This window comes from Streptomyces sp. NPDC059788 (genome assembly GCF_042732265.1).
Lineage (GTDB): Bacteria > Actinomycetota > Actinomycetes > Streptomycetales > Streptomycetaceae > Streptomyces.
The window spans coordinates 307,790-320,283 of record NZ_JBHWHY010000001.1; the positions used below are offsets into that span (position 1 = coordinate 307,790).

Consider the following 12,494-nt stretch of genomic DNA (forward strand, 5'->3'; position numbering starts at 1 on the left):
CCTTCTTGACCTTCTTCGGGATGCGCCCCCGCTCGTTGACCTCGTAGCCCTGCTCCCTGGCCCACTCCCGGATCTCTTCGCGCTCCTCGACAGTCGTCTCAGGTGCGACTTTAGGTGAGGGGGCGACTTCGGGCATGCTCCGATCGATGCCGTGCGCCTCATCGTAGGCCTTCATGGTCTTCTTCGGGATGCGCCCCCGCTCGTTGACCTCGTAGCCCTGCTCCCTGGCCCACTCCCGGATCTCTTCGCGCTCCTCGACAGTCGTATCAGGTACGACTCGCTTCTTGATCAGCGTCGGCCCGGCTTCCCTGCCGACCTTCATGTACGGCTCCAGCTTTTCTTCGAGTTCCTGTTGCTCATCAGGTGAGAGGTCGACTTCGTACCACATGCCACCCAGGCCAAAGGCCACGGTAGCCGCATCCGGCTTACGACTGAGATCTGACACGACAACTTTCTCAATGGCCATACCAGTGAGAGTAACTGATGTGTAAGAGTCTTGAAAAGCATGTCGCGGTGATTCGAGATAAGCGTGTCACTGATAACTCGAATAAGACTCGAAGATGCTGCGAAATTAGCATGGTGAGAGAATAGTGCTGCTAAAGTCGCAGTATCACCAAGGGGGTCTCGTACCCCGCTCCCCACCACCCCCGATCGAGAGGCCTCCACCATGTCCACGCTCGATACCGTCGAAGACCATTGGCTCACCGAAGAAGACACTGACCTCTTCGAGCTGCTGTGCCAGCGCCGGGGGTGGTCGGATCAGTATCTGAAGGAGATTGAGTCCACCGAACACGACGAGCTCCTGGGCCTGGCCGAGATGGTCGAGGCCCTTGCGGACGCCCGGGCCACGGGTAAGAAGATCACCATCGCTCCCGACTTCGACATGGACGGCATCTCCTCCGGCGTCCTCGGCTACGCCGGCCTGTCCGAGCTCGGCTTCGACGCCGAGCTGCACCTGCCCGACTACCGCCGCGGCCACGAGCTCGCGCCCGAGGACATCGCCGAGATCCACGCGAAGTGGCCTGACACCCGGGTCCTGCTCACATGCGACGGGGGAGTGAACTCTCACCGTGGTATCGCCGCCGCGCGTGCTCTGGGCTGGACGACGCTGGTGACCGATCACCACGAGGAGCTCGCACCGGGCTCGACCGCGGACATCACCGTCGACCCATGCCGGATCGACGAGACCTACGCCCACACCGGGATCTGTGGTGCCCACGTGCTCTACCAGGTGATCGAGGCCTACACCCGCGTGTACCAGCCCGAGAAGCGCTGGGAGATCCGCCTGCTGCGTCTGTTCGCCGGTCTCGGCACCGTCTCCGACGTCATGCCCGTGCTGTACGAGAACCGCCAGCTGGTGCGCGATGCGATCTCGATTGCCCGCCTGCTGCGCGTCGCCGCGCCGAAGACGGTCCCCAATCCCTGGGGTGGGTTCGACGCCGACCCCGACGCCATCGACGTCGAGCAGTCGATCCTGATGCGGCTGCTGCACACCGAGCCGCACCACCCGGTCTTCCTACGGGCTTTCGAGGGCTTCGCGATCATACTCAAGGCTTTCGCCCAGGTCGGCAAGGTCCGAGACATCGACGATCTCGACGAGGGCTTCTTCGGCTTCTACCTCGCTCCGGCGATGAACAGCCCGCGCCGCACGGGAGCCTCGCTTGAGCCGTGCTTCGCGGTGTTCACCGCCAGCGGTGCCGACGCCAAGCTCAAGGCCGCCCACCAGGTGATCGAGAACAACGAGCTGCGCAAGCAGCTGGTCGTCGAACACATGGAAGAACTCACCACGGGGGACCAACCCCTGGCCCCGTGGGTGTACTTCTCGGACGCCTACCCGGGCATGTACGGGCTGCTGGCCAACCGGATGATGGAGATCAACGGTTACCCGGTTGTCGTCGTCAGCCGGCCCGCCGGCCCTGACGATGCCGTAAGTGGTTCCGGCCGGGCGCCGGGGTGGTTCGACATCATCACCAGTTTGGAGCCGCACGACGGCCTCAGCGCCATCGGGCACCAGCAGGCCTGCGGCGTTCGGGTCGCGAAGGCCGAGAGGCTGGGCGACCTCGTCGCCGTGCTGCAGGAGACCACCCAGGCCGCCCTGCTCGCCGTCGGCACCCATGGTCCGAGCGGTGATCTCGTGCTCGGCCCGGACCCCGACTGTGACGCCGGCCTCGATGACCTGCAGCCGTTGTTCGAGCTGGTGCGCCGGACCGAGGACCTCAAGCCCTTCGGGCACGGCTTCACCGCTCCGGTCGTCGAGATCGCGATCGAGCCTCTGGGCCTGCGCGTTGACCGGATCGGATCCGAATCGCAGCACCTGCGCCTGGTCACCCGGTCCGGCCTGTCCTGCCTGTGGTGGAACGTGGCCAAGAAGAAGTTCGACGTGCTCCAGAGCTTCGTGCAGCGCGCCAGCCGCACCGACCTGGGAACGCTGCGCTTCACGGCGACGCTGCAGCTGAACACCTTCCGCGGCGACACCCGCGTCCAGGCCGTCATCAACGAACAGATCACCACGGCTGCTTGAGCCCTGTAGAGGAGGAGACCATGGCGACGCTGCCGGTCACTTCGCGTCTGCTCGGGATCGGGTGGTGTGTCCTTGTGCCGTTCGCCGTCGTCGCGATCTACCTCGGCCTCGGCGCCGTCGCAGTCCGCCTCATCGGAGAGCCAATCGTCGCGACCTCCGCCCTGGGCATGCTTGTTGCCGTCCTGGTCGGCGTGGTGAGGAGCCAGCGGCCCCAGTGGCTCGCGTACGCGCCGGCCCTGCGGCCGAGGACGGAAATCCTGTGCTTTGGCTGGACCGTCGTCGGCTGCGCGGTCCTGGCTTTCCTCGCCGGGCAGTCGCTGGCCTTGTGGATCTACGTCACGGCCGGGTCCACAGGCTTCGACGCATCGCATCAGACGCGGCATGCGGCTGGAGCCCTGGCGACTGTGCTGCTCACCATGGTCTCGGCTCCCGCGGGGGAGGAGGCCCTGTTCCGAGGGCTGCTCTACCCATTGCTGCGCAAGCGGGTGAGCATCCTTGCCTCCACGCTGGTCACCGCCATGGTGTTCGGCCTGCTGCACGGCAACGCCGTGCAGTTCGCCTCGACCCTGCCACTGGCGGTGCTCCTGGCCCTGGTCTACGAACGCACGCGCGTGCTGTGGCCCTGCGTGCTCCTGCACTTGGGCTTCAACCTCGCTGCCGCCCTGGTCCCAGCACAGGCGCTCTGCGCTCTGGCGAACCCCGCCTCCCCGGTGTTCCTGTGCTTGGCCTTTGCTGGTTGTGCTTTTGGGCTCTACCGACGGGTCGCCGGCGGGACTGCGCCTGGCGCAGTCCAAGGCGCGAAAGGCGAGTCCGCGATCCAGTGAGCGAGGTGCTCAGCCTCTTTGACAACGATGACGCCCTCCGCGCGGGACCTGGCGGCCTTTCAGCTGCCGGTCCTTCGTGCGGAGGGCATGCCTGTGGTGACCGGATCATCCCGGTTGCCGAGCGGGTGACTGAAAGCAAATATTCAGTCATACTCATCAGGAGAGGAGGGGATCTCATCATGGCTATCGTCAGCACCTGCACGTACGACTCACGAGGCAAGCTCGTGAGTCCCGACGCGCTCGACATCAGCCGCGCGAAGATCCGTCTGGACCTCGACACTGGTGAGAAGCCGACCTTCGATCGCGGTCACCTACACGTCTACGTCGTCTCCGACATGGGCGTCACGGCCGAACAGGCCCGTGAGCGCGTGAGCGCGTGAGCATGAGGCTGCGCCGGTTCTCTGATCGAGCCGAGGCCGTCTACGGCTTCCGCGAAATCGCGATGAACAAGAGCCAGAGCAAGAACCGGCTCAACCTCAACACCACGATTTCCTACGAGATCCTCTACGTCGTCGAAGCAGACGAGCGATCCCGTGGCCGCAGTCCCCAGTTCCCCCATGAGGGATACCCGCGAAGCTGAAGCACGGTCACCCCTGGGCGATGCGCGTCATCCACGCCTCGTACTCGTCAGCACATGCGGAAAGGCCGGAGAGCTCCCTTCCCACGGGGATGCTCTCCGGCCTTTCTGTTGTCACGTTCCAGTGCAACATCGATCACCTGGCATCGACGATAGCAGCTATCGTGCATCACTCGCAATAGGCGACGAATGGCAGTCCAATGCCCTCTCGCATCGAGTGAAGCCCCGTGGGTGAACGACTCGGGCAGGGCTAGGATGCGCGCTCGGGGGACGTGTCAGGAGTGTTCCGCGAGCCTCAGGGCGCCACAGACATGCCATGCGGCCTCCGGCCTGGCCGGGGCTTGGTCGCGGGGTCCTGGGGGCCACGCGGCGGCTCGACTGGGAAGTCCGCCTCGACGTGGTCGCCGAGGGGTGCATCGGGCTACCAGGTGTACCACGAGACGTGGTACACCCCTGAGAACCGTGTCTGACCTGGGTAAACACCTGCACCGTGAGGCTTTTTCCTGCATTGGGTGTACCGCGCGGGAGGGGCGACATGGTACGACGTTTCGCCTGGTCAATCAGCGTTTCCCGTCGATGTACCACGAGTACCACGTTTTTTTGCCCGTTCACTTAGGGGACGCGTTAGGGGGATTGGGGGAGCTTCGGTCCTGGCTCGCCAGTCTGCTGTCTCATCCCCTCTCGCGTGTAACTTAAAGGACCTATTTTCTGGTACAAGTGGTACAGGGGGTATATAAACCCTGTCTGACCTGGGAAAATCCCTGTACCACGTTGGGAATGGCACGTGGTACGGCCTGCTCTTGAACTCTTGAAATTCCTGCTCTGGCCTGCGAGAACAGGTGTACCGCGTGACGTGGTACATCACTCACATACCCCTACGGGGTATTTGCAGCCTCTCGGAGCCCTTCTGGAGGGATCGGTCGATGCCCTGGTGGCAGATGGCTCGACCGGCCAGAAGAACCCCTCCGAATCCTGACAGCAGGCCGGGCGGCTCACGCCGCCCGCGGGTGCGTGATCGAGCCGGCGGCTCTGTGGGACGTGTGCCCGACGGGGTCGCCGGCTTCTCGCGTTCCCTCAGGCTCATGGCGCGTGTGGCGTGACCGTGACGGTCACGCCCTCTCCGGCTCCTGTCGACAGACCTCTCGGTCCTCAGTTGAGTGCTATTCATGATCCCAGTCGACGTCTCTTGTCGAATGGCTACTCAATCGTTGAAAAATGACACTCGAATGGCGTAGGGTCAAGATCACGTTCCGTTCGATTGCGAGTCCCATCGGCTTCCCACTCATCGCCGGCAGGAACTCGACCACGATCGAGAAAGCAGCAGCATGACGCCTTCTGATGCACTCATGTCCGTGCCTGCCGCCGGTTCCAGCGCCGGACCGCGCACCAACCCCGTCGCCGACGTCCTGGCCGGCGTCACGGGGTATTTCTCGAACCGCGACGACATGGCTCCGCAGAACGAGATCGTCACCTACATCACCGCCGCTTACCTCGACCGGATCGACCCGGCCGACCCTCCGGCCCCCCGCGTCCTGGAGAAGGAACTGCTGGCGATCATGGGCGGCGTCATCAAGGCCGAGAACTCCAAGGCAGCCATGGCTGCCGAGAAGCACCCCCTGCCGAGGTACCTGACGCACTGGCAGGTCGCGCAGATCCTCCTGCGGCTGCACCACGTCATCCGCATCGCACCCAACGCCGGGGGCACCGACCGTGAGTACGACCTGCTGGCGATGTACCAGCCCACGGGGCACGCACGCGGGACGTACACTCACAGCGAGGACGACATTCGCACCACGGCGCGCATGTACAACACCCAGATGACCCTCAAGGAGTTCGCCGAGGTTCTGGCCGTTCTGCGTGAAGACAGCCCGCGCCGGCACCAGAGCACAAACCGCGACTTCATCGCCGCGCGCAACGGTATCGTCTTCTACGGCACCGAGCCGCTGGACGTCACGATCTACGGCAGGGACTTCCACTTCGAACCCAAGCAGGTTCACCCCTTCGACCCCGCCATCGTGCTGCTGACCAAGAACGACGTTGACTACGTGGACGACGCCCCACAGCAGGTCATCACGCACTCCGAGGATGGAGACTGGGAAGTCGTCGCCTGGATCGAGGACCTCTTCGACCAGCCCGGTGACGAAGGCTTCGCCGACCTGATCTGGGAGATCATCGGCGCGATCATCCGGCCGCATGTGGGCTGGCGCAAGACCGCCTGGTTCTACTCGTTGGAAGGCAACAACGGCAAGGGCACGCTCTGCGCGCTCATGCGCAACCTCCTCGGAAGCGGTGCGCATACCTCGATCCCGCTCTCGGACTTCGGCAAGGAATTCGCGCTCGAACCGCTGGTGCGCGCCAACGCGATCATCGTAGACGAAAACGACGTCGGCACCAGCATCGACAAGGCCGCCAACCTGAAGTCGGTGGTGACCAACGACGTCATCCGGATCAACCGCAAGCACCGGACGCCGATCGATTACCAGTTCTTCGGCTTCATGGTCCAGTGCCTGAACGAGTTCCCGGAGGTGAAGGACAAGTCCAACTCGTTCTACCGCCGGCAGCTTTTCGTGCCCTTCACCAAGTCCTTCGAGGGAGTCGAGAAGATGTACATCAGGGACGACTACCTCCAGCGCCGTGAGGTTCTGGAGTACGTCTTTTGGTACGCGATCAACCGCGCCGGCGCGTCCTCCCCGGGGAACTACTACCAGCTCTCCGAGCCGGTGGGGACCAAGGTGGTCCTGGCCGAGTACAAGGAGGCCAACGACCCCGTGCGCGACTTCTGGGGAGAGTTCCGTGAGCGGCTGGTCTGGGATCTGGCGCCGTTCACGTTCCTCTACGACCTGTACAAGGCATGGTTTGCTGATGTCTCGCCACAGAACTCGCCAGTGAGCAACAAGCAGTTCATCACCGACCTCGTGTCGATCGTTCGGCCGGATGCCCTGTGGCACTGCCCGGACAAGAACCGCAAGATCCGGCCCGGCCAGATGATGCGCACTCCCGAGGTGCTCATCGCCGAGTACGAGCTGAAGAAGTGGATGCACCCGAACTACACCGGCAGCGACCCGAAGAAGAAATCCCAGCCGACGCTGCAGGCCAACTACCGCGGACTGCTCCGGCAGACGGGCACAACTGCCCCGGCTGCTGACACCGCTGACGATCAGGGCTGATGCAGCGAAAACTGCTGGTGCACTCGGCAAACTCGCCCGTGGCCACGCCCGCATGATCACGGCGATGTCCGACGTCGCGGGCGAGTGGCGGATCACCAGCCTCATCGTCCGCTTGGAGATCACGACGGACCTTGTGGAGAAGGTTTGGCTCATGAATGAGGCATCCCGGCGCATGGATACCCCGCGTTGGTGCTCTCCTCACGACTCCCTTTGAGGCCACGCGCGCCTCCTCCCCAGACACCGGCCGTGATGGTCGGACCGACGAAAGGAGATCCTCACCATGACCACACAACGAACACCCGTCACGGCCTCGAAGGCGCGCTTCACCTTCTACGACATCGAGTCGTTGTCGGACGTCTTCACTCTGTGTGCTTACACCCCGCGGCCTGGCAGAGCCGTCGACGACCTGGAGATCTTCTTCCTCGCCGATGACCAGCAGCTCTCCGACGCCGTGGACCCGCAGGCGCTCTATGCAGCCGTGGTGCGCTCCAACCCGGGCCTGCCCGCGGTGAGCGCCCACCTGTGGAACCTGCGCGGCGAGCGGGGCAACCTCCGCCTGGCCGAACTGATGGGCCTCTCGAACGCGGACCAGGTCAACGACCGCCGCGAGGCCTCGTCCTATCCGGCGAGCCTGCGCCCGGTCTGCGACACGGATCCCGAGTACGACCCGGTGAAACACCCGTTTCTGGCCGGGTACAACTCGCTGAACTACGACATGACCATGCTCGCGCTGTACCTGATGGAGACCTTTCCGGCTCCCCACTCCGGTCGTCTTGTCCAGCCGACGACTGCACGCGAGATGCGCGAGCACAATGACAAGCTGTTCAACGAGCACATCGAGTACATGCCCGGCTACCTTGGCTGGGACGGCCCGGCCGCCAAGATCCGGCGCGCCATGATGCACTCGGGCCGGCACCTGGACGTCGCCCGTCTCAACGAGCTGCAGACCAAGGTGAGCCTCAAGCGCCTTCTCGGGATGCTCGGCCGCCAGATCAAGGAGTCCGAAAAGCTCAGCCACGACACCTCGATCACCTCGATCGAAGATCTCTACGAGCTGCTGGCCTACAACGTCTCCGACTGCCTGGGCCTGGCTCAGCTCTTCCAGCACCCGGCCTACGCCAGCAACTTCGATCTCAAAGCCGGCCTGCTGGCGCGGTACTCCGAGACCGTCTACGCCAAGAACGGCTCGGTACGCCGGGACCGCCTAACCATCGACTCGTCCTCCGCGAAGTTCGTCGGCCGCATCCTCGCGCCGTACACCTCGCTGAACGACATCAAGACTGTGTCGTTCCTCTATCCGGCCAAGGAGGTGGCCGAGGACCAAGGCGTCTCCCAGGTCAACGTGCTCGATGAGTGTGTGCGCTTCTTCGAAGAGAACGTGGCGCCCGACCCTACCAAGAACCCAGCCGCGACATCGGCACAGGCGAAGGCGCACCGCCAGTTCATGCAGGTCATCAACTACTACCGCTCGATCGAGGGGCAGAACTTCAACGACTCCGAGGAGTACCGCGAGCTGTTCGACCTCCCGGCCACGTCGCTGCGCGAGCTGCCGAAGACGCCGAACAACGTGCCCTACTTCCACCGTGACGCCTCCCCGTCGTCGTGCTTCGCCACGTTCAGCACAGGCGGCGTACACGGCGCGGAAGCGGACATGACAGTTTTCGACGCCGACTCCTTCGAGCACCGAGAACAGACAGCCATGATCGGCCTCGCCAAGCTCTTCTACCCGGACCCGAAAGACTTCGTCGCCGAGGCCAAGCGCCAGCACAACCTGCTCGCGCTACCTGACGGCACGGCCGTCGACAAGCGGCTCGTGCTGCTGGGTTCGGACTCGGAGAAGGTGAAGTACCGCAAGCCGAGGAAGGACGACCCGGATCAGGCTGAGCAACTCGCGCGTGCACAGGCCCAAGAGCCGGACCCGGCCCGGTTGCTGGCCACTCAGCGTCCGGACACCGAGGCGATGCACGTGCGCCTGGCTGACGGGACCGTGCTCGACGGCAAGACGGTCCTGGCCGTCACCTCGGCGGTCAAGGCCATCTATCGTGATGAGCCAGCGAGAAAGGCTCCCGAGCTGTTCACTGCGAAGGCCGACAAGTCCACCAAGCTGCACCCGAAATACGCTCGGACCTCGGCAGGCCTCGTCATCCACGAGGACTTCACGAGCTACTACCCGAACCTGCTGCGCAACATGAGAGCGTTCTACAACCCCGAGCTGGGCGAGGACCGTTACACGACGATCTTCTTCGAGAAGGAGCGTTTGGGCTTCGAGGTGAAGAAGCCGGGGATCTCCGCAGAGGAGAAGGCCCGGCTCACGACTTTGCGCAACGGCACGAAGCTGATCCTCAACTCGGCCTCTGGTGCTGCTGACGCCGCGCACCGGACCCCGATCAGGATGAACAACCGCACCATCTCGATGCGGATCATCGGTCAGCTGTTCAGCTGGCGGATCGGGCAGGCCCAGACGCTGGCCGGCGCGCGGATCATCTCGACGAACACTGACGGCCTCTACTCCGTCATCGGCGGCGAGAACGGCTTCGATGAGACCACCAACAACCGGGTGCTCGCCGAGCAGCAGGCCGCCATCGGCATCGACATCGAACCGGAGCTGATGTTCCTCATCAGCAAGGACTCGAACAACCGGCTGGAGCTGGAGTCGCCCAGTGAGGACCGGAGCGTCGCCGACAGCCCGGTCATCACCGCCTCCGGCGGGACGCTGGCCTGCCACGCGGGTCCTACCCCGACGAAGTCGTTGGCTCACCCGGCCGTGATCGACTTCGCCCTGGCCCGCTACCTGCAGACCGTCGCCAGCAGGGGAGAGGAGGCTCTTGCCGAGCCGTTCGATCCCGTGCTGGGCCGGAAGGTGATTGAAGAGGCCATCGACCCGGCCGATCCCGTGCGGACGCTGCTGCTGTTCCAGAACGTCCTCGCCGCCTCGCGTGGGTCGATCACCTACCCGTTCGCCGCCGACCCGGTCAGCGCCGGGCCCGACCGTGACGACAACGAGGATGCCGATGCGCAGCTGGTGAACCCGCGGGCGCTGCAGATGGTCAACCGGGTCTTGATCGTCCACGACGGCACCGATGGAGCCGTGAGCCTGCACAACGCCGGCGCATGGAAGGTGACCCCGGCCAGCCGAAGCAAGCGGCGTGAGTCCGGCAGCGCCGGCGTACGGCGTGACCCGATTGCGCTGGAGATCCTGCGCCATCACGGGTGGGCGAAAAACCGCAGCGAGGCCAGCACCTCCGACGGCCTCACGCTGCTGCCCGATGACCAGGACGTCGATATCCGCCGGATCAACGGCATCGACCCGAGCTGGTCGGTGATCGTTGTCAACGATGACCTCCGCGCGCTGCCGACCGCCCGGAACGAACAGCTCATCGGGGCGCTCGATCTCGACATCTATACTCGGATGCTCGACGAGACGTTCACCAATAACTGGAAGAACGCCGCCTGATCAGCGCCTGCACCACGACCGGACCACAGGGTGCCGGGCCGTGACAACACGCCGCTGCTCGGTGCCCGAATCGAATTTGAGAAGTCGAATTTGAGATGAAGGCGAGCCTGGCTCAGGCGAGCCTGGCTCGCCATAGCGAGAGAATCGAGTGACGTCATGTTCCAGACCACACGTCCCGTCCGCACCGTTGAGGGGGCAAGTTGTGAGTGCCGCGACTGAACCAGTCCAGCCCGGACGGCGCTGGCGGCGCAAAAGTGACGGGGCCCTGACCAAGGTCATTTACGTAGACTCACTCTTCCGATTCCGGCGCTCGGTCCATCATCGAGCGCAGCGTCGGACGATCACCGAGTTCGGCTCGTTCCTGAAGAAGTACGCGATCGTGTCCGATGCCGTGCCAGCCGACACTTCCGCCCAGGACGACGACGCCCAGGCCCAGCAGGAGAAGAAGGCCAAGAGCCGATGACGACCCCGCGTGAGCATGTCATCGAGGGCTACCTCCTTGACCAGTGCCGGGCACACGACTTCCTGTGTCTGAAGTTCGTCTCGCCAGCCCGCGGGGGAGTGCCCGACCGGATCGTCGTCGCCCCCCGCGGCACTGTGTTCGTCGAGGTCAAGCGTCCTGGCGGTCAGCTGCGGAAGCTGCAGCAACTCATGCACGCCAAGCTGCGTTGCCACGGAGCTGAAGTCCACGTCGTCGACGACAAGCCGGGCGTCGACGCGTTCATCGCGTACCTCCTCGAGCCCCCATCCGATCAGCGGGAAACAGCACCATGATCCGGAGGTGGCCCGCCGTGGCCAACCGTCGCAATACGAGACCAGGGTGACAGCCCGCTTGCGCCAGTCGGTGGATCTTCGAAATCGACGAGACGCACGCCACCGTCGAGCTGGTCATCGGCTGGGATTACGCCTTTGGCTCAGCCGGTCCACCCGCACCTGCACCCACATTCACCTTGACCGGATTCGCCCGACCAGCACCGGCTGCCTTTACCTCGCCACGGAAGGAATTTGACCGTGATCCGCGAAGAGCGCATCCCGCTCGCCGACCTGACGGAAGACCAGCTCGAAGCTCTGTACGTCCACATCGATTCCCTCACGAACGCACCAGTGTTGCGCACCTGCCTGGTGCCCAGGTGTCTGCGCCAATTCGACGCCATGGCGACGCTGGCCGGCTCGCCCATGCGCCCCGGGTGGTCGGGGGAAGGCTGGTGCACGCTCGGCGCAGGCAGCATCTTTCCCGCGGGCGGCCACATCTGCCCCGGCCACAAGGACCTTGTCGCCAGGCACTGGCCACACCGCCTCGAACTGCCCTCCGGCCGCTGGTCCGTGGCCTGCCCGTGTGGCTGGTCCCCGGTCCCGCAGCGCTGGCACCGTCTCGTCGCTGCCCTGTGGGAGCAGCACCTTCTCACCGAAACCGGCGCGCTGCCGGCCGCCCCGCCCGTCACCGACCCCGAACACCGGCTCCCCCTGGCCGAGCACACCGAGGAGTCCCTCGCAGAGCTGTACGACCGGCTCTGGGATGCCGAAACCGACGTGCCCGAGCTCCGCAGCCTGGCCCGCGCCTGCTCCATGGGTTACAGCCTCACGGTACCCGCTCTCCTCGGAGCAAAGACCGCCCTCGATAGCCTCCGCACCCGCATCATCCTTGACTCCCGCGACTGGGCTGCCGACAAGCTGGATTCCCTGCTCTGGGCCGTCCTCGTCGGCTGGAACTGCGAGAACCCCGCCCCCGGCCACGTCCACAACGACACCAACTGCGCCGGCGACCAGACCCTGTGGACCATCGCCGACCAGCACAACATTCCCACCGACCAGGTCATGCAGGCCAGCCAGCACCGCTGGTGGATTGCCAACGCCATCAAGGTCGCCCAGCAGATCGAAGGCGACCACGTCGTCACAGCGGGCTAGCCCCTGCCCTGCATGTGGTGGCGGAGACCTGAGCCGCTGCCATAGC

10 protein-coding genes are annotated in these 12,494 nt (G+C 64.6%); 9 read left to right on the forward strand and 1 reads right to left on the reverse strand.

What is annotated here, in order from left to right; all coding sequences use genetic code 11:
- Positions 1 to 466 (reverse strand): Lsr2 family protein (locus ACFV57_RS01720; RefSeq protein ID WP_385224551.1); only part of this gene is annotated, 466 nt, incomplete at its 3' end.
- Positions 467 to 667: 201 nt separating this feature from the next.
- On the opposite strand from ACFV57_RS01720, the gene ACFV57_RS01725 reads away from it, so the two are divergent.
- From ACFV57_RS01725 to ACFV57_RS01765, 9 genes are all read left to right on the forward strand, one after another.
- Positions 668 to 2,521, forward strand: a complete 1,854-nt coding sequence (locus ACFV57_RS01725; RefSeq protein ID WP_385224553.1) for a DHH family phosphoesterase — start codon at positions 668 to 670, stop codon at positions 2,519 to 2,521.
- Positions 2,522 to 2,541: 20 nt separating this feature from the next.
- Complete coding sequence (locus ACFV57_RS01730) at positions 2,542 to 3,345, forward strand: CPBP family intramembrane glutamic endopeptidase (protein WP_385224555.1); 804 nt, start codon at positions 2,542 to 2,544, stop codon at positions 3,343 to 3,345.
- A complete protein-coding gene (locus ACFV57_RS01735; RefSeq protein ID WP_385224557.1) occupies positions 3,342 to 3,725 on the forward strand; it encodes a hypothetical protein in 384 nt (127 codons plus the stop codon). Before ACFV57_RS01730 ends, ACFV57_RS01735 begins: the two co-directional genes overlap by 4 nt.
- Entirely contained in the window at positions 3,722 to 3,925 is a 204-nt protein-coding gene (locus ACFV57_RS01740; RefSeq protein WP_385224559.1) for a hypothetical protein, read from the forward strand. Before ACFV57_RS01735 ends, ACFV57_RS01740 begins: the two co-directional genes overlap by 4 nt.
- A 1,343-nt stretch (positions 3,926 to 5,268) precedes the next feature.
- Entirely contained in the window at positions 5,269 to 7,089 is a 1,821-nt protein-coding gene (locus tag ACFV57_RS01745; protein ID WP_385224561.1) for a phage/plasmid primase, P4 family, read from the forward strand.
- Positions 7,090 to 7,369: 280 nt separating this feature from the next.
- Positions 7,370 to 10,543 (forward strand): hypothetical protein, encoded by a 3,174-nt coding sequence (locus ACFV57_RS01750; protein WP_385224563.1) that lies wholly within the window; start codon positions 7,370 to 7,372, stop codon positions 10,541 to 10,543.
- A 202-nt stretch (positions 10,544 to 10,745) separates the two neighbouring features.
- Positions 10,746 to 11,006 (forward strand): hypothetical protein, encoded by a 261-nt coding sequence (locus ACFV57_RS01755; RefSeq protein ID WP_385224565.1) that lies wholly within the window; start codon positions 10,746 to 10,748, stop codon positions 11,004 to 11,006.
- On the forward strand, positions 11,003 to 11,317 hold the full coding sequence (locus ACFV57_RS01760) for a VRR-NUC domain-containing protein (RefSeq protein ID WP_385224567.1): 315 nt from the start codon (positions 11,003 to 11,005) through the stop codon (positions 11,315 to 11,317). The genes ACFV57_RS01755 and ACFV57_RS01760 overlap by 4 nt, the downstream gene beginning before the upstream one ends.
- Positions 11,318 to 11,554: 237 nt before the next feature.
- Positions 11,555 to 12,448, forward strand: coding sequence for a hypothetical protein (locus ACFV57_RS01765; RefSeq protein ID WP_385224640.1), 894 nt, complete (start codon positions 11,555 to 11,557; stop codon positions 12,446 to 12,448).
- Positions 12,449 to 12,494 lie beyond the last annotated feature (46 nt).